Source organism: Paenibacillus dakarensis, assembly GCF_001373415.1.
Lineage (GTDB): Bacteria > Bacillota > Bacilli > Paenibacillales > Paenibacillaceae > Paenibacillus_AQ > Paenibacillus_AQ dakarensis.
This window is the reverse complement of the sequence record NZ_CDSE01000038.1, coordinates 81,687-102,273: the sequence shown is the minus strand read 5'-3', so window position 1 is coordinate 102,273 and position 20,587 is coordinate 81,687. Positions and strand designations below refer to the sequence as shown.

Here is a 20,587-nt window from a genome sequence, read left to right as displayed (position 1 = left end):
TTTCTTGTAACGGCGGGTTTGATGATATTTGTACCGAAGCTGATGCCCTTTCTATCGTCTATGCCCCGATGGCTGGCCGGCACGGTGGGGGTGACATTAGCTGCTCAACTGGTGTCCTTCCCGCTTACGATATATTATTTCAATCAATTTTCCCTGTTATCTATATTTGCCAACTTACTGCTTGTTCCCCTGATCAGTCTGATCGTACTGCCAATGGGTATGATAGCAGTGATTGCTTCGACCGTGTGGCTGACAGGTGGTAAATGGATAGCTGTGCCTATTGAGTGGCTAAATTCATTCACTTTTTCGATTGTAGAGTGGATGAATAATTGGGCGAGCTCTCTTACCATATGGCCTTCGCCGAAGCTGTGGTGGATTACCGCTTATTTTATTCTTTTATTCATGCTGCTGGATCGGGGAAGCAAGCGAAGACAGGCTATGCTCGGTACAAGGAAAAATCCTGACGATACAGTCCCGTTATCCGGAAATGATGTATATCGTAAGCCGGAAGATAGAGAGTATATCGCTTCACCTGAGCTTAGTTTTTCAGAGCGACTCAGATCATTAGGCCTCTACCGATTAGCTGATCTATGGGAGAGGTTTGGAGACCGAATGGCAGCAACAACACTTGCCGGTTTGTTCTTACTCTTGCTCTTTGCCGGATATCACGGGCCTGCGAAGCAGGGGAACGGCTGGGTACAGTTTCTGGATGTGGGCCAAGGTGATTCTATTTTGGTGTCTACGCCTGAAGGAAAGCATATATTAATCGATGCCGGAGGGACGACAAGCTTCAGAAAAGAGAAGGATGCGTGGAAGGAACGCAGCCAGCCGTTCGAAGTCGGTGAAAAGGTAGTTGTGCCCTTACTGAAAAAACGCGGAGTACACTCGCTTGATATGGTCGTGATTACTCATAATCATCAGGATCATAGCGGAGGGCTGCAGGCAGTTTTGGAGCAAATTCCGGTGAAATCAATCCTTTTTAATGGGACATGGACAGAATCGAAGGCATTTGAGCAATTGATGAAAACGGCTGTTGTTCAGGATATCCCTATATATCAAGCTTACAGCGGAACGGTTTATCATCCCGATCCTTTTACAGAATTGCGGTTCCTGAACACAGGGCTGAAAGCGGAAGAACAGACGGTATTGCCTGTAGTGGAGAATCAGAATCATGAGTCTCTTGTATTTGAGCTGCGAATGAATGAGGCCCGGTTTCTCTTTACAGGCGATGCTGATGAAAAAGCAGAGCAGCGTATACTGACCGAACAAGCCAGGGGCATAACGAAAAATCACGACGACGACGACGAAGAAATCCGGCCGCTTGATGTGCTTAAGGCAGGACATCATGGAAGTAAGACTTCTACATCGGAAGAATGGCTTAAAGCATGGAAGCCAGGAGCCGCGGTCATATCCGCCGGTGTCAATAATATGTACCGTCATCCTCACCCGGATGTCGTCAATCGCCTGCAGCGTTATGGGACTCTTGTTTACCGTACGGATTTGAGAGGCGAAATTCAAATGAAGGTATCTCGCAAAGGAAAAATAGAGGTGCGTACAAAATTAAGGACTGATGACGGAATCAGATAAATTTGGTATAGTTAGATGAAGTTTCCTCAAAATTATTAGGAAACATTTTGCAACATATTAATCATATCAATCGTCTGTATGTATGCAGGGAGAGGGGGATCCACTGTGGTGGAGCAGGGACTCATCAGAGCCGCTCAATCGGGCGATCGCGACGCTCTAATTACCCTATTGCGAGAGATCGAGCAACCAGTGTATCGAACTGCTTATTATATTCTGAACAATGAACAGGATGCTTTAGATGCCTCACAGGAAGCATTGATTCGTATTTATACGAAGATCACTTCTTATGAAGAAAAGGCCCAGTTTAAAACATGGGTGCAGCGGATTGTGACTAACATTTGTATTGATAAGTTCCGGAGAACGAAACCGACGGTCTCTATCGATGAGCACGATCTGGATTTTCAGGATCGGCAGGATGTAGAGAAAGAAGTGATGACAGGGTATCTGGCTCAAGACATTCAAGATGCGATCAATCAATTGTCAGATCATCACCGCACTGTTATTGTACTGAGATATTTGCAGGATTTGTCTTATAACGAAATAGCTGATTGTCTGAACCTCCCTCTGAATACGGTGAAGTCATACCTATTCAGGGCTAGACAGCAGCTTCAGAACATGCTCCATGAGCATCAGAAGGGTGGTGTATCAGGATGAATTGTCAAGAGGTGGAGGAATACATGCAGAGGTACTTGGATCAGGACCTTGATTCAGAGGAAACTGCGCAAATGTACCGCCATGTTGCGGTTTGTCCGGCTTGCGCGGAGAAATTCAATATTTTGAAATCTCTCTCGAAGGATTTGGAAGAGCTTCCGCCCGTCACACCGCCTTATAGTTTAGTTGATGCGATACTTCCGAAACTTGAAGCCATTGATCAAAGTCGAATGGAAAATACTGAGGAAGTCGACTACCGCGGACCGGCAGTGATGGTACCTGAGCTTCAGCGTAAAGGACGCAAATCAAAATGGTGGAATACGGTAGCAGGCAGAACCGTAATGGGTACTGCAGCTGCAGCTTTCATTCTCGGGGTTGCTATTTTCACTTACAAACCGGAAGTGCTCTCTAATGCAGAGATGCCTTTTAAAGAAGAGGCAAGTATGCCAACAAGCAATGGGAGCAATGGAAGTAATGGAAGTAACGGGAGCATTGAAAGTCAGGAATTGACTGAAACGATGAAAACGGAAACGGACTCTGTTAATAATGATAGAGAAGTTTCGACAAAAGATGCCAATCAACCGTTGGCAGCTTCCGAAGAACCTGCAGAAGTGAAACCGAATAAGACCAGACCAGAGGAAACTGCTTCCCCTTCCAGGAAGCCTGTGGAATCGAGTGCTGCTCCCCAAAAGAAAGACGCGGTTAATGAATCGCAATCAAACGATGGGGCGGCTCCGGCTGACACTGGTTCAATGATTGGTAAAAAGGAAGAGCCTAACAATCATAATATAACGGAAAATTCTGTTCCTCCACAGGAAACACAGGATCAGAAGACCGTACCTCCTCAAGAGGTGCAGCAGAATCCCCAGGCTCCGGCAGATGTCCAAGACAACCAAATAGCTAGTGAAAAGAAAGATGTAAATGTGGATAGACCAGAAGAAGAGGCGGGCATAATAAATATATATAGAATTTCTAGAATGGGACCGCCCCGATGGTCGTCACCTGACGGCCTTTACAGCGCATCGCTGGAAATCGACCAATTGATCATATATCGTTTTTCTCCAAATATAGATCAATTGCCCGAGATGATTAAGTCTCTTCGGCTGGAAGGGGAATGGTTAGGAGGGGAATGGTCCTCCGATAGCAAGGTCTTTACGTATACGGTTCTCGTTGATCAAAAAGAGGTTAAGCATGAATTTAAAGTGGATCAGCCTGTTGAAGCAACTGAACCACCGGTTGGATCGACCCAGAATGGCGAGACCGTCCCAACGAAGCCTGCAGCCAAACCATAGTAAAAACTTAGTCATCGAAGCACAATGAGCAAGGCATATGAATAAGCTGATTGTAGATAAAAGTGTTATATAACTAACGACCGTCGTATGACCGGCGGCGGAGTGTTTCTAGAGCACTCTGTCCGGCGTTTATATAGATGTGTTGGGACAAAAAGACCTCGTTGTTAACATGACGAGGTCTTTTTGCTGTCGGATAATCAACAGTTTCCTCGCCCCGGAGCTGCTTTTTTGGTATAGTGGTGTACGAAGATGAAAAGGGGGACTACAGAATGGATGCCAAAACGGCGGCTAAGGCGGTCAAGCAGGGGCAGGTATCCCCGGTTTACCTGTTATACGGTAGTGAGAAATATCAAATGAAGGAATTCGCTGCGCTGCTGGAATCAGAGCTTCTTACCAAAGAAGATAAAGATTTCGCGCTTATTCATATGGATTTAGGCGAAACACCTATTCAGTCTGTGGTTGAAGAGGCTGAAACGGTGCCTTTTATGGTGCCGAGAAAGCTGATCTTTGCAAGAGATACTTCCTTGTTTACCGCGGGTAAGGATAATAACAAGATAGAGCATAAGATTGAAGCTCTGCTTGATTATTTGGAGAATCCGGCCGATTATAGTGTAATTGTGTTTATGGTCCAGTCTGAAAAGCTGGATGAACGAAAAAAAATAGTGAAAGCTGTTAAGAAAAAAGGAACAGCACTTGCGTTCTTGCCTCTGAACGGTGATGAATTACTGAAATGGGTGGAGAAGAAGGCTTTGAAGCAGAACTGTTCTTTCGCTCCGGGAGCTGCAGATGCTCTTGTACGAAATGCAGGTACATCACTTCAGACTTTGTCCGGGGAAGTAGACAAGCTGTGCTTATATGCTGGAGCTGGCGGGACCATAGACGAGACCACAGTGAACCGTATGGTAGCCAGGAGTACAGAGCAAAACGTGTTTGTACTTGTTGAGGATATCGCGAATCTAAGAATTGATAAAGCATTAGCCATCTACTATGAACTCCTGAAGCAGCGGGAGGAGCCTATCAAGATTGCAGCTTTAATTACGAGACAATTCCGGATCATTCTTCAAGTAAAGACGCTGTCTAAGCAAAGTTATTCCCAGCAGCAAATCGCTTCTCAGCTTGGAATTCATCCGTATGCCGTAAAAATTGCCGGAGAGCAGGCCAGAAAATTTGAAGCGTCCCGCCTGGAGAATATTCTGAATCACCTTGGGGATTTGGATTATAAGATGAAGACAGGCGGAGTGGACAAGGCTCTCGGGCTGGAGTTGTTTCTGCTTCGGCTTGGGGCTTAAACCCCGGCCCTACCGCTATATAAATCAAAAAACCCTGATCAGCAAAAGCTGTTCAGGGTTTTCCATTTCTTATTCAGAAACGCTTCTTATGCTTGGGAAGAAAGAGCGTTCAGTTTTTTCGCCAGACGGGACTTCTTGCGGGCAGCCGCATTTTTATGAATCAGGCCCTTCGTAACGGCTTTGTCAAGCTTTTGCGAAGCAGCTTGGAAAGCAGCTTTAGCAGTTTCAACTTCCGTACCAGCCAGCGCTGCGTCAGCATTCTTAACTGCTGTACGAAGTGCGGATTTTTGAGAAATGTTGAGTGCATGGCGTTTGTCGTTTGTTTTGACGCGTTTCACCGCGGATTTAATGTTTGGCATTACATTCACCTCCTGTAAGGCATTTCAATAGAGCGAAATGTTTCACAACTTAAAATAGTTTAGCATGGGGGGTTACAAAAAGCAATACTAAGAAAGAATGACTGCAGGGCTTTTTGTATACTTTTGTATAATCTTTCCCCATCTCCAGCACACTAGCTTTATTACGATGCAGGAGAGTGAATGAGCATGGAATTGGATTTACGGCATTATTCGATTCGTACCGACCTGGCAATTGAATCGAGAGAGCTTGCTTCGGGTCCAGAGAATCCGGTTATTCCCGGGGTTTTGGAAGACATCAAGCAGGAGGATGGAATCAAGATTACTCGACTTGATGTTCAGAATGAAGCTGCATCACAACGAATTGGGAGAGTTAAAGGAAATTATGTCACTCTTGAGGTTCCCGATTTGCGCAAAGGAGATACAGGGCTGCAAGAACAGGTAGCAACGGTGTTCGCACGCGAGTTTGAAGATTTCATTCAGCGAATTGGTATAGGGAAAAATGCATCCATTCTGATTGTTGGGCTCGGCAACTGGAATGTAACACCCGATTCGCTCGGCCCGCTCGTTGTGGAGAATGTGATGGTGACAAGGCATTACTTTGAATTGATGCCTGACCGGGTGGCGCCCGGATATCGCCAGGTAAGCGCTGTAGCCCCAGGGGTGCTTGGCATAACGGGAATTGAATCCAGCGAAATCGTGCATGGCATTGTTGAACGGACACGGCCGGATGCGATTATAGCGATTGATGCTCTGGCTTCGAGGTCGCTTGAACGCGTGAATACAACAATTCAAATTGCGGATATCGGTATTCATCCGGGGTCCGGGATCGGGAATAAACGCAAGGGGCTTACAAAAGAAATACTTGGAGTCCCCTGCATAGCTATCGGCGTTCCGACAGTATGCTATGCATCAACCATTGTGAACAATGCCATTGAGATGATGAAGAGCCATTTTGGCCATGGGGCTCCCGAGACGGGTCAAATCATGGGCATGCTTCGTGATATTCCAGAGAATGAGCGCCTCGCTTTGGTGAAAGAGGTATTGGAACCGCTTGGACATGACCTCATCGTGACACCGAAAGAAATTGACGAGTTCATTGAAGATATCGCCAACATTGTTGCCAGCGGCTTGAACGCTGCACTGCATGAAGCGGTTGACCCTGGTAATGTCGGTGCATATACTCACTAGACTCTAATATACGACAGGCTGCTCTTGAAGTCTTGGATAGACACAGAGAGCGGCTTTTTTTTGTTCTATTATTTTCAAATGAAATTCTTTTATTTGTTCTATCGATTCTTAGCGGCTCATAGATTTGAAATATACGAGATTACAGAGTTGCTTTGGACAAGCTGTTTTGAAGTGACTGAACGATCCGCTATTGAAGGAGGGCACCGGTATGAATAACCGTAAATTTCGCATTTGGAACATAGCCAGATTAAAAAGAAGAGTGATGGAAGGATTAAGCATGGGGCGTACCTTAGTGCTGTTGATGCTTGGTTCCCTGCTGTTTTTTCTGCTTCTTGGGTTTGGGGGCATGGCGGAAAAAGGACTTAATACCTCGCCGGTATCGTCCATGAAGGGCTTAGCCGCATCGTTATCCAGCCGTTTTTTTGTTGATATGATCGGAATGGAAATGCCGCATATGGCCCCGGAAAAGGAAATCTTAACACTTTCTGCTGAAAAAATGACGCCGTTCGTATTTGAGCTTCTGACAAGTGTAAATCCGAGAGATCCGAAAAGCCTACTGGCCAGCGAGGTGCCGGGGATGAAGGGGAATCAGCCTGTTCCGCTTAGAACCGCTTCGGGCAATGAACAGGGGGAAGCACCCGCGGATTATCGTCCGGACCCTTCGACACCTGCCGAACCGAACGATCAGTTAGGAATACAGCCTGGTGAATCACAGAATGATCCGGTCTCGCCCCCTTCCGTTAACCAACCGGGAAGCACGACTAAGGATGGGAAGCCGGAGAAGACGCCTGCGAAGAAAAATGTTTTAATCTACCATTCCCATCCGCAGGAATCGTTCAATCCTTTATTGGGGAAGCAAAGCAGTAATCCGGGTTCTTCTTCACCGAACAAAAATATTATGCTTGTAGGCAGTATGGTAGCCAAAAGACTTGAAGCAAAAGGCGTAGGAACAGTACATGATAAGAGTGACTATCAAAGCACCGTACCGAACTATAACTGGAATTTTTCATATAAATATTCGCGTCAAGCCGTCAAGGCGGCACTTGCACAGAATGAAGACCTTACATATTTGATCGATATCCATCGGGATTCCCAGCGTCATGGCAAAACAACAACGAAGATCAACGGAGTCAATTACGCTCAAGTGTATTTTATCATTGGTCACGCGAACAAGAATTGGCGGCAGAATGAAGAGTTTGCAAATAAAATCCATCAGCTGATGGAAAAATCGTATTCGGGTGTATCCAGGGGAGTATGGGGGAAGTCTGCAGATCAGGGAAATGGTGAATACAATCAGTCATTGTCTCCTAACAGTATTTTAATAGAGATCGGGGGCATTGATAATACGAAGGATGAGTTGAAGCGTACCGCTGATTTGCTGGCCGATATGATTGCGGAGGTTTACTGGCAGGATCAGAAAGCTCAGAAAGCCAGTGCAATGAAAGATACAACGAATGAACACAAACAGGGCGGAAATAAGGACGGCGCTGCCTCATAGAATTATAGATATATCTGATGTACGAAGAACGAGGAGGGGGAAGTAGAGATGTACAAAGCCGGAAAAAAGCTGGCTGCCATAATCATATGGGCTGGAATCGGTGTGCTGATAGGAATGCAGCTGGGAGGTACAGACGACTCTCCGGTTCAGAACGGCCGGTTATTCGGACAAATGGTGCAATCCACACAGCAGCAGCGTCAAAGCAATGCCTATGCTTCTCCTGAACCTAAGCAGGAGAGTGCTCCTGCAGCTTCAATCGTGGAAGAAGAACCCCGGTTTGAACCGATCCCGCGTGACATTTTGCTGCCTCAAGGGTCGAAGCCGCCTGCAGATGTACTTGCAGATAAAACAGCCGGCCTCCTGCAGCAGCTTTCCAATCAAAGCATTCGCTGGGTCGTATCGATCTTCGGATCTATTACGGATTGAACCGGAATGTATGTTCATGCCATTGCTGTGCACTCAACCAACTGTTATAATAAATTGATTCAAACATCTGGTGGTTGTTGGGGGTAAGGCATGACTGACGTACAAGCAAGACAACAAAAAATTCGTAATTTTTCTATCATTGCACATATAGACCATGGTAAATCGACATTGGCAGACCGGATTTTGGAGTATACCGGAGCGCTGACTTCCCGTGAAATGCAGGAGCAGGTACTGGATCAGATGGATCTGGAAAGAGAGCGCGGTATCACCATTAAACTGCAGGCGGTTCGTCTGAATTACAAAGCCGACGACGGCGAGGAGTACATTTTGAACCTGATTGATACTCCGGGACACGTCGACTTTACGTATGAGGTATCCCGAAGCCTGGCTGCCTGTGAAGGCGCGCTGCTTGTCGTGGATGCTGCTCAGGGAATTGAAGCACAGACACTCGCCAACGTATATTTGGCGCTGGACAATGATCTGGAAATTCTGCCTGTCATTAACAAAATCGATCTTCCAAGTGCCGATCCTGAACGGGTGAAGCAGGAAGTGGAGGATGTCATCGGGCTGGATGCCAGCGATGCTGTACTCGCTTCCGCGAAGGCGGGAATCGGGATCAAGGAAATCCTGGAGCAGGTCGTTCAGAAAGTGCCTGCACCTACGGGCAATCCTGAAGAGCCGCTGAAGGCGCTGATATTTGACTCCCATTATGATCCGTATAAAGGTGTCATTGTATATGTGCGCGTAATTGATGGCAGCATCAAAGCGGGCTCCAAGATCAAGATGATGGCAACGGAGAAGACGTTCGAGGTGATCGAGGTAGGAGCGTTCAAGCCGCGTATGACTATCGTGGACGAGCTGAATGTCGGAGATGTTGGCTTTATCGTGGCAGGCATCAAGAGCGTTGGCGATACACAGGTCGGTGATACGGTAACGGATGCCAAGCGCCCTACGGCAGAGCCGCTCCCGGGTTACCGCAAAATCAACCCGATGGTGTTCTGCGGACTGTATCCTATCGAAACGTCAGACTATAACGATCTGCGCGAGGCGCTTGAGAAGCTGCAGCTTAATGATGCATCGCTCACTTTCGAGCCGGAGACTTCCAGTGCACTTGGATTCGGTTTCCGCTGCGGATTCCTGGGCCTGCTCCACATGGATGTTATCCAGGAGCGGATTGAGCGCGAGTTTAACATACCTCTGATTACGACTGCGCCGAGTGTAATATATCGTATTACGCAGACGAATGGAGAACAGATCCAGATCGATAACCCTTCCCATTTTCCTGAGGTAGGCAAGGTCGATTATGTTGAAGAGCCTTTTGTTAAAGCAGCTATTATTGTCCCGAACGATTATGTCGGAGCAATCATGGAACTTTGCCAGAACAAACGCGGCGAATTCGTCAACATGGAGTATCTCGATACGACACGTGTTACGATTACGTATGAAATCCCGCTGTCTGAAATCGTGTATGATTTCTTTGACCAATTGAAGTCCAGCACCAAAGGATACGCTTCGTTTGATTATGAACTGTCAGGTTACCGGACTTCAAATCTTGTCAAAATGGATATTCTGCTTAACGGGGAACAGGTAGATGCCTTGTCCTTTATCGTACACCGTGACAGAGCATTCCATCGTGGCCGGTCAATCTGTGAGAAGCTCCGCGGGTTGATTCCGCGCCAAATGTTCGAAGTGCCGATCCAGGCATCTGTAGGAACCAAGATTGTGGCACGTGAAACGGTTAAGGCAATGCGCAAGAACGTTCTTGCCAAATGTTACGGCGGCGACATCTCGCGGAAACGGAAGCTGCTTGAGAAGCAGAAAGAGGGTAAGAAGCGGATGAAGCAGGTCGGAAGTGTTGAAGTACCGCAGGAAGCGTTTATGGCTGTACTGAAAATCGACGACTAAGCTAACGTGAATTAATATAGTGAGGAAATAACTGTGAGAGGAAAGCCGTCCATGGCTTTCCTTTTCTTTCATGATTGAGAAGTTGATAAGGATAGTCCAAAGATAAGAAGAATGCTTATAAGTAAGGCTAAGCAAGGAGGAATTTTATGACGACGCCTATGATAAACGGAGACAGCAAACGTACGGAAGCTGTATATATTCACATCCCGTTTTGCACAAATAAATGTTTTTACTGTGATTTTAATTCGTACGTATTGAAGGATCAGCCTGTCATGGATTATCTGCAGGCCCTGGAGCGCGAAATGGAACTGACCGTCAAGGCATCTCCTCCAGGCGTGATCAAGAGTATTTTTGTAGGCGGCGGTACGCCAACTGTATTAAAACCGAAGGAAATGGAATATTTCCTGAAGACAGTGAAGGATCATTTTACCGCGTGGGACGGTAACATTGAGTTTTCGATGGAGGCCAATCCTGGAACGACGGATCTGGAAAAGCTGTCTGTTATGCGTGAAGGCGGCGTGAACCGGGTCAGCTTCGGGGTGCAGGCATTTCAGAACAATCTCCTTACAGGTATAGGACGTATTCACAACACAGATGACGTTTATCGCAGTCTGGAAAATGCGAAGAAGGCCGGGTTTGACAACATGTCGATTGATCTCATGTTTGGGCTGCCAAACCAGACGATTGACATGCTATCGGAGAGTGTGACTAAAGCGCTGGAACTCGGCTTGCCTCACTATTCTATATACAGCCTGAAGGTGGAAGAGAATACCCTGTTCCATACGCTTTACCAGAAGAATCAGCTGCCTCTTCCGGATGAGGAAGCTGAGCTGAACATGTATCTGCTGCTCATGAACCGGATGAAAGAGGCCGGGTATAAGCAATATGAGATCAGTAATTTCGCCAAGCCTGGCTTTGAAAGCAAGCACAACATGACTTACTGGCTTAATGAAGATTACTATGGGCTGGGAGCGGGGGCTCACGGCTATGTTGGGCGTCAGCGTCATATGAATATTAAAGGAGTAAATCCTTATATCGAAGCTGTGAAAAAGGGTCTCCCGCGTCTGGAGAGCTTCCAGGTCTCAACAGAGGAAGCGATGGAGGATTTCTTGATGGTCGGCTTGAGAGTATTGGATGGAGTTTCCCGGAGCCGTTTTGAACAGCAGTTTAACGCTTCCCTTGATGTGATTTTTGCCCGTCCGCTCCACAAGATGGTTCATGCAGGATTGCTGGATGCAACCGATGAAGGCTATAAGCTGAGTGACAAGGGGATTTTATTCGGTAATGAAGTATTTGCTGAATTTATAGGCAGTCTGGCAGGTAAATAATCTATTGAACTTCCATACGCTCTGATGTATATTTATTCATAACATAACGGAGCGTGTAAAGGGGAGACGGAAGATATGCCTGCCGTATGCAGAAAAGCAAGGTTGGAGGATGTAGAGCCGCTATATCAGATGATTCAAGGTTATGCGGAGCAAGGAATTATGCTTCCCCGGTCGCGTAATGTGCTGGAGAAGCAGATTGAAGAGTTTGTGGTAGCTGAATGGGATGGAATGGTTATTGGCTGCGGATCTTTATGCCAGCTCGGCAATGATCTGGTAGAAATTCGGTCTCTCGGCATATCTGAAGGTTACAAAGGTAAAGGAATCGGTTCCATGCTGGTGGATTCACTTATGACTGAGGCCAAAAGACGTGAAATTCCAAAGGTGATGGCTTTAACATATGAAGTTTCTTTCTTTATAAAGAACGGTTTTTCGATAGTTAAGAAGGAAATTTTCCCCGAAAAAGTTTGGACGGACTGCATCTACTGTAAGAAGCAGCATGCTTGTGATGAAATAGCTGTGCTGAAATTATTGGATTGATTTGAATCAGAATAACTGCTCAGAAGATGCCAAACTGACTTGACAATACTCCGGTCGGTTTGGTATTTTTGTAATATCGGTTAGCACTCGTTGGCGATGAGTGCTAACGATTAGGAAAACTGCAGTTAGCAAGGAGGGAGCGACATGTTAACAGATCGTCAACGCATGATTTTAGGTGCGATCGTCGATGACTATATTCGGTCAGCAGAGCCGGTTGGGTCCAGAAGCATTTCTAAACGTGGGGATGTGGGCTATAGCCCTGCGACGATTCGTAATGAGATGGCTGATTTGGAGGAGCTGGGTTTTCTGGAGCAGCCTCACACCTCAGCTGGACGTATTCCTTCACATAAGGGATATCGTTATTATGTAGATCATCTTACGTCGTCGTTTTCACTGAATCCTTCCGAACTGCAAATGATGAAAGCTTTTTTTGCCGAGAAGCTGAATGCCATGGAGCAGATGATTCAGCATGCGGCAGGTATTTTGTCACAGATGACGAATTACACTTCCATCCTTCTCGGACCGGAAGTTTTTCATACGTCTTTGCGGCATTTCCAATTACTTCCGCTGGGAGATAATAAGGCAGTAGCTATTATAGTAACGAGTACCGGCCAAGTAGAGAATAAGACGGTTACAATCCCGCCGGGTGTGTCTGTATCGGAAATGGAGCAGGTGGTTAACCTTTTAAACAGTAAACTGGCTAATGTGCCTTTCTATAAACTGAAGACAAGGCTGTTCTCTGAGCTGGGTCAAGAAATGCAGCGGCATATTGATCACTACGAAGAGCTTATGAGTGTACTTGATGTGGTGCTCGGCAGTACCGATCAGGAACAGAAAGTGTATTTGAGCGGTACAACCAATATGCTGAATCAGCCGGAATTTAAAGATGTAGACAAGGTAAGGAATATCTTTGAGCTGCTGGAGCAGACGCCTACACTGATGAAGATGATGGCACCGATGCCGGGAGAAACAGGGATTCAGGTACGTATCGGTACAGAAAACGATCATGAAGCGATTGCGAACTGCAGTCTCATTACAGCAACGTATTCCGCAAATGGTGAAACTCTTGGAACCATTGGTATCCTGGGGCCGACCCGAATGGAATATGCTCGTGTGATCGGAATTATGAATGTGTTATCGCATGATCTCACAAAATTGTTATCACAATGGTACAGATAAGGAGTGAGCGTGATGAGCCAGGGACCACAGCAGCATGGAGACGGTGATGACCGCCACTCCACGCTGATCAATAACAGTAATGCGGTTCGGGCTGTCACTTCCGCCGTTGAAGGAACACTGGGCCCCAAGGGGCTTGATGTTATGCTCGTAGGGTCCCGTGGAGAGGTTGTAATCACGAACGACGGGGTAACCATTCTGGATAAGATGGATGTGTCCCATCCGGCCGCCCGCCTTCTTATCCAGGTAGCCAGAGCCCAGCAAGAAAAAATCGGTGATGGTACAACAACAGCTACCGTATTGGCGGGGGCTTTGGTCCAGGAAGGTGTCGCCCAGATCGTCCGTGGTGTTCCCGCGTCCAAAGTTGTGGAAGGTATGAGACAAGGCATAGAGATGGCACTTCGTTTTCTATCGGACAGGGTACGGGTAATAGAGGGGCTGGATGATCCCTTGCTTGAAAGGACAGCATTTGTGGCCGGGCGTGAACGGCGGGACGTCGTCGGGCTGGTCATGGAGGCTGCTGCCAAAGCGGGGATTGATCAGTTAAGAAATCCTTCGTATTCACTGGCTGACAGTGTTATCGCACTGGAAAAAGCAGAAAATGAGGTGTTTGAGGGAATACTGCTAAGACAGAAGCCTTTGTTAGCGAGGGAACAGCAGGTTTATAGCGACGCCAAGGTACTTGTCCTGCAGGACGCATTAGAACCGGACAATCTAGACGAAGAGCTGCTGACAACCGAAGCAGGTTTTGCAAGATATATGGATCTGCGCAGCGTATTTGCCTCTGACCTGGAACGTTTATCAGAGCTATCTGTGAAGCTGATCCTTTTGGAAAAAGGAATTCATCCGGACGCTGAACAGTTTTGTCTTGATCACGGCATTATGGTTGTGCCTCGTGTTGCACGGGTTGATCTTCGCCGGGTTTGTGACATGACGGGTGCGGTGCCTGTGCGTCGTACCGCGTTACATAAAGACCCGGAACAACTGCGGTCCGTTCTTGGGTTTACACCTCAAGCTGAATATGATGAGTCATTGGAGCGAGTTCGTCTTCAAGGCGGCAATTCCGGAGAACGTGTTGTTTCCATTATTATTGGTGCAAGCACATCAGAAGTTGTGGGCGAAGCTGCACGCATAGCGTGTGATGCGGCTTCAGCTTTGCAGGCTGCTGTTGTGGGCGGAGTTCTTCCGGGAGGCGGAACAAGCGAGCTGTCGGTATCGTACGAGCTTGAGCGTCACAGGGAGGTTCAGAAGGGGATGGAGGCTTTTGGAATCGAAGCTGTTTCTACAGCGCTTAGACGTCCGATGTCACAGATTCTGCTGAATGCCGGCTATAATCCACTAGAGAAGATGGAAGAGGTAAGGGCAGCTCAAATTCGCCTGGGAACTGATTCCATGGGCGTTGATTGTGATACGGGGGTAATTATTAATTATGAAGATAGAGGGATCGTAGACCCTGCTCCTGTAAAGCTTCATGGCTTACGTGCAGCCGGGGAAGTGGCAGCAGCCGTTCTTCGAATTCACCATGTGATTAAAATGCGCGAACCAGGCGGTACAGCCGGAGAGTAATTCTAAGGCAAACTGATATATATTTTATAAGGAGGTGGAAGGCATCTTGAATAAAGACCAAAACAAGGTTCAAGATACAGTAAATGAAGAAACCCTGGAGCATGCTGTTCCAGAAACCGGAGAGCATTCCGGCACGCAAGGGACTGACGAGCAGTCTTCTGTGAAAGAGAATGCGGAAGGAAGCCTTCAAGTTGAAGTGGAGAAACTGAAAAATGAACTTTCGGAGCAGCAGCAGCGCGCATTACGGGCTCAAGCAGATTTTGATAACTTCCGTAAGCGTACGCTGAAAGAGAAGGAAGAGCTCGCAAAATATGCATCTTCCAAATTAATTACGGAGCTGCTGCCGGTAATCGACAATTTTGAGCGCGCATTAGCAGCTACAGAAGAAAACCCGGAGTTTGAATCCTTCTCTAAAGGTGTTAACATGATCTTCCGTCAGCTTGAAAATATTTTGCAAGCAGAAGGACTGACACCAATGAACTGCGTCGGCCAACCTTTTAATCCGGAATTCCATCAAGCAATTATGCAGGTGGAAAGCGAGGAATATGAAGAAGGTATCGTCGTGGAAGAGGTTCAGAAAGGCTTCATGCTGAAAGATAAGGTGCTTCGACCGGCAATGGTTAAGGTAAGCATGTAACAGGCTTTATCCATCGCCCGCTTTAAATAAACTATTAGTTAATACGAGCCACACACCGCAGTTTATGTGTGTGTAATATGAAGGAGGATATTTTCTCATGAGTAAAGTAATTGGTATTGACCTTGGAACAACAAACTCCTGCGTAGCGGTAATGGAGGGCGGCGAGGCTGTTGTTATCCCGAATCCTGAAGGCGGACGTACGACTCCATCGGTTGTAGGTTTCAAGAAAGACGGAGAGCGTATTGTTGGTGATACAGCGAAACGCCAGGCGATCACGAATCCGGATCGTACAATCAGCTCCATCAAACGTCATATGGGTACTAACCATAAAGAAACAATTGACGGTAAGGATTACACACCTCAGGAAATTTCTGCGATTATTTTGCAAAAGCTGAAATCAGATGCTGAAGCTTACTTGGGCCAACCTGTAACTCAGGCTGTAATCACTGTTCCTGCATATTTTAACGATAGTCAGCGTCAAGCTACTAAAGATGCTGGTAAAATTGCCGGACTCGAGGTTCTGCGGATCGTCAATGAGCCAACAGCAGCAGCTTTGGCTTACGGTATGGAGAAATCGGAAGACCAAACGATTCTTGTATATGACCTTGGCGGCGGTACGTTCGACGTTTCCATCCTGGAACTTGGCGATGGCTTCTTCGAAGTTAAAGCGACAAGCGGTGACAACAGCCTCGGCGGTGATGACTTTGACCAAGTAATCATCGACTACCTCGTTGCTGAATTCAAAAAAGAACAGGGTATCGACCTGAGCAAGGATAAAGCTGCAGTTCAGCGCTTGAAAGATGCCGCTGAAAAAGCGAAGAAAGAATTGTCCGGTATTTTGACAACAACCATCTCCTTGCCGTTCATCACGGTAGCTGATGGCGTGCCTCAGCACTTGGAAGTGAACCTGACTCGTGCGAAGTTTGAAGAATTGTCCGCTTCTCTCGTAGAGCGCACACTCGGCCCAACTCGCCAAGCTCTGAGCGATGCAGGCATGACTGCAAATGATATTAACAAAATCGTTCTTGTTGGTGGCTCTACTCGTATTCCTGCAGTTCAGGAAGCAATCAAAAAGCTGACAGGCAAAGAGCCTCATAAAGGCGTTAATCCGGATGAAGTTGTTGCACTTGGTGCAGCCGTTCAAGCTGGTGTACTTACAGGGGATGTAAAAGACGTTGTTCTTCTTGACGTAACTCCACTCTCCCTTGGTATCGAAACAGCTGGCGGAGTATTCACGAAAATGATCGAACGGAATACAACGATTCCTACAAGTAAATCCCAGGTATTCTCGACGTATGCAGACAACCAGCCAAGCGTTGAAATCCATGTACTGCAAGGTGAACGTCAAATGGCAGCAGGCAACAAAACCCTCGGCCGCTTTATGCTTGGAGACATTCCTCCGGCTCCACGTGGCATACCGCAAATCGAAGTTACATTTGACATCGACGCAAACGGTATTGTTAACGTATCGGCAACTGATAAAGGTACAGGCAAGAGCCAAAAAATCACCATTACTTCTTCGAGCGGCTTGAGTGATGAAGAAGTAGAAAAAATGATGAAGGATGCTGAGCTTCACGCTGAAGAAGACCGTAAGCGTAAAGAGCTTGTAGAGGCTCGCAACAATGCCGATCAGCTCGTATACACGACTGAGAAAACGCTGAAGGATCTTGGCGACAAAGTGGATGCTTCCGAAATCGATAAAGCGAACGAAGCTAAAGAGAAAGTGAAAAAGGCTCTGGAATCCGATAACCTGGAGGAAATCAATGCTGCGACTGAAGCCTTGACAGAAATCGTTCAGCAGCTGTCCGTGAAGCTGTATGAACAGGCTGCTCAAGCTGAGCAAGCTGGCGGTGCTGGTGAAGCTCAAGAAGGCGCTCCTAAAAAGGATAATGTTGTTGATGCTGAATACGAGGTTGTTGACGAGGATAAGAACAAAGGTTAATCTGGATAAAATGGCTTAAAGGGAAAGTCAAAGCGCGAATCCCGCACTTTGACTTTCCTTTTGTCCAAACATATGAGTAATAAGTGAAGTGGGGGTGAGACCGTGGCTGAAAAGCGTGATTATTATGAGGTGCTTGGTGTTGGCAAGGATGCGTCGGATGATGAGATTAAAAAGGCGTATCGGAAGTTGGCGCGCCAATACCATCCTGACGTAAACAAAGCCGAAGATGCAGAGGCCAAGTTTAAGGAAGTAAAGGAAGCTTACGACGTATTGAGCGACAGTCAGAATCGTGCCCGTTACGATCAATATGGACATATAGATCCGAACCAAGGCATGGGCGGAGGTTTCTCCGGCGACTTTGGCGGCGGTTTTGGTGATATTTTTGATATGTTCTTTGGCGGCGGTGGCCGCCGGGATCCGAACGCACCACAGCGGGGGAACGATCTGCAATATACGATGACCGTAGAATTTAAAGAGGCTGTGTTCGGTAAGGAAATGGACATTACGATTCCGAGAACGGAAACTTGTGATACATGTGACGGGTCTGGAGCAAAGCCAGGCACGAAGCCGCAAACCTGCGGCGTCTGCCACGGCAGTGGACAGCAGGAGGTTGTGCAGAACACTCCATTTGGTCGTATGGTGAATCGCCGTGCCTGCTCCAACTGTAACGGAACCGGAAAAATCATCAAAGAGCGCTGTACGACCTGCCAAGGTAACGGTAAAGTCAAGAAGCAGCGCAAGATTCATGTTCGGGTTCCTGCAGGTGTCGATGACGGAGCTCAGCTGCGTATGAGTGGCGAAGGAGAAAGCGGACTTCGCGGAGGACCTTCGGGTGATCTGTATATTATTATCCGCGTCAAACCGCATGAATTCTTCGAACGCGAAGGCGATGATATTTACTGTGAAGTGCCGCTTACCTTTGCTCAGGCGGCGCTCGGAGACGAGATCGAAATTCCGACTCTTACTGAAAAAGTGAAGCTGAAGATTCCTGCAGGTACACAGACAGGCACGTTCTTCCGCTTGAAAGGAAAAGGAGTTCCGCGTCTTCGTGGTCTTGGCCAGGGAGATCAGCATGTGAAGGTGGTCGTTGTTACACCAAGCAAGCTGAGTGATGAACAGAAGGAGCTGCTGCGTCAGTTCGCATCCCTGGATGGTGAACAGACTCATGAGCATGAGCAGTCTTTTTTTGATCGTGTGAAAAAAGCATTCCGCGGTGATTGATTAGGAGTTTTCTCTTTTTAAAAAAAATAGCTGGACAGACAATACGCATGGTAGTGTTAAGGGGGTTATCCCTGCACTACCATGTTTTTTTGTTTGTTGAATGGGTATGCACGAAGCATCTGAAAATTCAGAATAATTCTGATCTAAATGAAACATTCTAAAACGAGTTCGGTTAGCGGATTTCTAACTCAGAAAATGTAATGAAGGTGATCATGATGGCAGAAAAAAATATTTTAGCGTACTTTAAATCTCCGGATGAAGCGCAGGGAGTGGCACGAAAGCTTGAGGCATTAAGGGTTGTGGATATGTCAATTGACCGGTTCAGTGCCTATCCAGGCGGCGAAGAGAATGGTATCATGCATCCGATTACCGGTGATATTGTAAGCTTGGCATCGATGACGCTGAACTCTTCACTCTCTAATCGATCAGCCGGGATATTAGGCGCAGCAGATCCTTCAGCAAGTGGGATGAGTGCCTCTGAGGATGGAACGCATGGACGAGACATTTTGCTAACGGTTGTTTTGGATGAGAGTGTGTTTCATCAAGCCTTAAACATTATTGAAGAGGCCGGCGGCCTTGTTTAATCAGACCAGATAAGTCAAAGGAGAGTAACGGATGCGTAGAGTGAAAAAAGGAAAAATTGCGGATAAGACAGAGAAACTGCTCGCGCTTCAATCTGCAAAAGCAGAAGATGTAGAGTTTTCCGCTCTTGAAGCTGATACAGATGATGTAGAGGCTCTGCGCCGCAGCGAGGCTGCAGATAAACGGCAGCTTAAAGAAATGTTTGATAACCATGAGCATGAGCACTAGCCTTTTCTAATGACTATAGAGTGTTGGCCGCTCAAGGTCCTTTCAGCGAAATGACGTTCCGCTGAGAGGGCCTTGTTTTGTGAAAAGAGACGATTAAATAATACTTAAATTTTGTAACAAGGGTCCTCTGTATAGTACAATGTTACCTATGTGAGCATTTTTGCATAATGCTGTTGTAAAAACGAGGAGGATCACGTAAAAAATGTTATGGCATGAATTAACAATACATACCACTGAGGAGTCGGTGGAGATGATATCCAATTTCCTGCATGAAGCAGGAGCCGGCGGAGTTTCAATTGAGGAGTCCGGTACATTAAATAAAAAGCGGAGCACCCCCCATGGAGAATGGTTTGGTGATGTTCCTTTTAATGATATTCCAGAAGGCCAAGCTGTAATCAAAGGATACTTTTCAGAAGATATGAATCTTGAAGAGATCAAGGATGAAATAGCTCCCCGGGTGGAGGAGCTTTCACTGTTTGGCATTAACACAGGGGAAGTTCGTTATGAACTTAAGACGGTGAATGAAGAAGAATGGGCAACCGCGTGGAAACAGTATTTTAAACCGATACGTGTCTCGGAACGGCTTACAATCAGGCCAAGTTGGGAAGAATATACTCCAGAATCTGCAGATGAGCGAATTATTGAATTGGACCCTGGAATGGCCTTTGGCACAGGAGCACATCCAACCACCTCGCTTTGTCTTCGCGCTTTGGACAGTGTTATTCAAGGTGGTGAGGAAGTCATCGATGTGGGTACGGGATCGGGGATTCTGTCCATCGGAGCGGTTCATCTTGGTGCCTCCAAAGTACTCGCTTTGGATCTAGACCCTGTTGCTGTGCATAGTGCGATCGAGAATACACAGTTAAATGGTATGGAGAATCAGATCGTTGTTAAAGAGAGCGATTTATTGACCGTGATCACAGACGGCGGCATGGAGGAACTTGGAGTTAAACTGCCGGTTAAGCTCGTTGTCGCTAACATTCTGGCTGAAGTTATTTTGCTGTTTACAGATGATGTTTACGCGGCTCTACAGCCCGGCGGTTACTATATTGCATCCGGTATCTATAAGAATAAAGTTGATGTTGTTGAGCAAGCGCTCGTATCTTCCGGGTTTGAGATTGAGAAGATACACCGTGAGGATGACTGGGTTGCGTTTGTGGCAAGGAAGAGGTAAG

At 46.8% G+C, this 20,587-nt stretch carries 19 protein-coding genes; 18 read left to right on the top strand and 1 reads right to left on the bottom strand.

What is annotated here, in order from left to right; genetic code table 11:
• The 4 genes from BN1234_RS10910 to holA all read left to right on the top strand — a co-directional run.
• On the top strand, positions 1-1,587 hold a 1,587-nt coding region (locus BN1234_RS10910; protein ID WP_156337194.1), incomplete at its 5' end, for a ComEC/Rec2 family competence protein.
• Positions 1,588-1,692: 105 nt separating this feature from the next.
• The gene (locus BN1234_RS10905) at positions 1,693-2,241 is read left to right on the top strand and encodes an RNA polymerase sigma factor (protein ID WP_054956692.1); all 549 of its coding nucleotides are present in this window, start codon (positions 1,693-1,695) and stop codon (positions 2,239-2,241) included.
• Entirely contained in the window at positions 2,238-3,530 is a 1,293-nt protein-coding gene (locus BN1234_RS10900) for an anti-sigma factor family protein (protein ID WP_054956691.1), read from the top strand. Before BN1234_RS10905 ends, BN1234_RS10900 begins: the two co-directional genes overlap by 4 nt.
• 269 nt (positions 3,531-3,799) lie before the next feature.
• Positions 3,800-4,819, top strand: a complete 1,020-nt coding sequence (gene holA / locus BN1234_RS10895) for a DNA polymerase III subunit delta (RefSeq protein WP_054956690.1) — start codon at positions 3,800-3,802, stop codon at positions 4,817-4,819.
• Positions 4,820-4,905: 86 nt separating this feature from the next.
• On the opposite strand, the gene rpsT is transcribed toward holA, so the two are convergent.
• Positions 4,906-5,178, bottom strand: coding sequence for a 30S ribosomal protein S20 (gene rpsT / locus BN1234_RS10890; RefSeq protein WP_054956689.1), 273 nt, complete (start codon positions 5,176-5,178; stop codon positions 4,906-4,908).
• A 186-nt stretch (positions 5,179-5,364) separates the two neighbouring features.
• On the opposite strand from rpsT, the gene gpr reads away from it, so the two are divergent.
• The 14 genes from gpr (at position 5,365) to prmA (ending at position 20,586) form a co-directional block, all read left to right on the top strand.
• Positions 5,365-6,366 (top strand): GPR endopeptidase, encoded by a 1,002-nt coding sequence (gene gpr / locus BN1234_RS10885; protein WP_054956688.1) that lies wholly within the window; start codon positions 5,365-5,367, stop codon positions 6,364-6,366.
• A 208-nt stretch (positions 6,367-6,574) separates the two neighbouring features.
• The gene (locus BN1234_RS10880) at positions 6,575-7,864 is read left to right on the top strand and encodes a stage II sporulation protein P (protein ID WP_054956687.1); all 1,290 of its coding nucleotides are present in this window, start codon (positions 6,575-6,577) and stop codon (positions 7,862-7,864) included.
• A gap of 48 nt (positions 7,865-7,912) precedes the next feature.
• On the top strand, positions 7,913-8,290 hold the full coding sequence (locus tag BN1234_RS10875) for a hypothetical protein (RefSeq protein WP_054956686.1): 378 nt from the start codon (positions 7,913-7,915) through the stop codon (positions 8,288-8,290).
• A gap of 90 nt (positions 8,291-8,380) precedes the next feature.
• Complete coding sequence (gene lepA, locus BN1234_RS10870; RefSeq protein ID WP_054956685.1) at positions 8,381-10,195, top strand: translation elongation factor 4; 1,815 nt, start codon at positions 8,381-8,383, stop codon at positions 10,193-10,195.
• Between the two features lie 146 nt (positions 10,196-10,341).
• Positions 10,342-11,523: a radical SAM family heme chaperone HemW gene (hemW, locus tag BN1234_RS10865; RefSeq protein WP_054956684.1), complete on the top strand. Its 1,182-nt coding sequence runs from the start codon at positions 10,342-10,344 to the stop codon at positions 11,521-11,523.
• A gap of 75 nt (positions 11,524-11,598) precedes the next feature.
• Positions 11,599-12,060 carry an N-acetyltransferase gene (locus BN1234_RS10860; RefSeq protein WP_054956683.1) on the top strand — a complete coding sequence of 154 codons (462 nt, stop codon included), beginning with the start codon at positions 11,599-11,601 and terminating at the stop codon, positions 12,058-12,060.
• Between the two features lie 144 nt (positions 12,061-12,204).
• Positions 12,205-13,239, top strand: a complete 1,035-nt coding sequence (hrcA, locus tag BN1234_RS10855; RefSeq protein ID WP_054956682.1) for a heat-inducible transcriptional repressor HrcA — start codon at positions 12,205-12,207, stop codon at positions 13,237-13,239.
• Positions 13,240-13,251: 12 nt separating this feature from the next.
• Complete coding sequence (locus BN1234_RS10850; protein ID WP_054956681.1) at positions 13,252-14,802, top strand: TCP-1/cpn60 chaperonin family protein; 1,551 nt, start codon at positions 13,252-13,254, stop codon at positions 14,800-14,802.
• A gap of 46 nt (positions 14,803-14,848) precedes the next feature.
• Positions 14,849-15,439 carry a nucleotide exchange factor GrpE gene (grpE, locus tag BN1234_RS10845; protein ID WP_370733894.1) on the top strand — a complete coding sequence of 197 codons (591 nt, stop codon included), beginning with the start codon at positions 14,849-14,851 and terminating at the stop codon, positions 15,437-15,439.
• A 97-nt stretch (positions 15,440-15,536) separates the two neighbouring features.
• The gene (dnaK, locus tag BN1234_RS10840; protein ID WP_054956680.1) at positions 15,537-17,381 is read left to right on the top strand and encodes a molecular chaperone DnaK; all 1,845 of its coding nucleotides are present in this window, start codon (positions 15,537-15,539) and stop codon (positions 17,379-17,381) included.
• Positions 17,382-17,483: 102 nt separating this feature from the next.
• The gene (gene dnaJ, locus BN1234_RS10835; RefSeq protein WP_054956679.1) at positions 17,484-18,602 is read left to right on the top strand and encodes a molecular chaperone DnaJ; all 1,119 of its coding nucleotides are present in this window, start codon (positions 17,484-17,486) and stop codon (positions 18,600-18,602) included.
• Positions 18,603-18,817: 215 nt separating this feature from the next.
• Positions 18,818-19,186: a hypothetical protein gene (locus BN1234_RS10830; protein WP_054956678.1), complete on the top strand. Its 369-nt coding sequence runs from the start codon at positions 18,818-18,820 to the stop codon at positions 19,184-19,186.
• A gap of 31 nt (positions 19,187-19,217) precedes the next feature.
• On the top strand, positions 19,218-19,412 hold the full coding sequence (locus BN1234_RS10825; protein WP_054956677.1) for a YfhD family protein: 195 nt from the start codon (positions 19,218-19,220) through the stop codon (positions 19,410-19,412).
• Positions 19,413-19,614: 202 nt separating this feature from the next.
• The gene (prmA, locus tag BN1234_RS10820; RefSeq protein WP_054956676.1) at positions 19,615-20,586 is read left to right on the top strand and encodes a 50S ribosomal protein L11 methyltransferase; all 972 of its coding nucleotides are present in this window, start codon (positions 19,615-19,617) and stop codon (positions 20,584-20,586) included.
• Position 20,587: the final 1 nt, after the last annotated feature.

Excerpts from the sequence above, each read along its gene's own strand:
- BN1234_RS10830 (WP_054956678.1), top strand. The coding sequence starts at position 18,818 with ATGGCAGAAAAAAATATTTTAGCGTACTTTAAATCTCCGGATGAAGCG.
- dnaK (WP_054956680.1), top strand. The coding sequence starts at position 15,537 with ATGAGTAAAGTAATTGGTATTGACCTTGGAACAACAAACTCCTGCGTA.
- holA (WP_054956690.1), top strand. The coding sequence starts at position 3,800 with ATGGATGCCAAAACGGCGGCTAAGGCGGTCAAGCAGGGGCAGGTATCC.
- BN1234_RS10900 (WP_054956691.1), top strand. The coding sequence starts at position 2,238 with ATGAATTGTCAAGAGGTGGAGGAATACATGCAGAGGTACTTGGATCAG.
- hemW (WP_054956684.1), top strand. The coding sequence starts at position 10,342 with ATGACGACGCCTATGATAAACGGAGACAGCAAACGTACGGAAGCTGTA.
- BN1234_RS10860 (WP_054956683.1), top strand. The coding sequence starts at position 11,599 with ATGCCTGCCGTATGCAGAAAAGCAAGGTTGGAGGATGTAGAGCCGCTA.
- BN1234_RS10825 (WP_054956677.1), top strand. The coding sequence starts at position 19,218 with ATGCGTAGAGTGAAAAAAGGAAAAATTGCGGATAAGACAGAGAAACTG.
- prmA (WP_054956676.1), top strand. The coding sequence starts at position 19,615 with ATGTTATGGCATGAATTAACAATACATACCACTGAGGAGTCGGTGGAG.
- lepA (WP_054956685.1), top strand. The coding sequence starts at position 8,381 with ATGACTGACGTACAAGCAAGACAACAAAAAATTCGTAATTTTTCTATC.
- rpsT (WP_054956689.1), bottom strand. The coding sequence starts at position 5,178 with ATGCCAAACATTAAATCCGCGGTGAAACGCGTCAAAACAAACGACAAA.
- BN1234_RS10880 (WP_054956687.1), top strand. The coding sequence starts at position 6,575 with ATGAATAACCGTAAATTTCGCATTTGGAACATAGCCAGATTAAAAAGA.
- BN1234_RS10875 (WP_054956686.1), top strand. The coding sequence starts at position 7,913 with ATGTACAAAGCCGGAAAAAAGCTGGCTGCCATAATCATATGGGCTGGA.
- BN1234_RS10850 (WP_054956681.1), top strand. The coding sequence starts at position 13,252 with ATGAGCCAGGGACCACAGCAGCATGGAGACGGTGATGACCGCCACTCC.
- hrcA (WP_054956682.1), top strand. The coding sequence starts at position 12,205 with ATGTTAACAGATCGTCAACGCATGATTTTAGGTGCGATCGTCGATGAC.
- gpr (WP_054956688.1), top strand. The coding sequence starts at position 5,365 with ATGGAATTGGATTTACGGCATTATTCGATTCGTACCGACCTGGCAATT.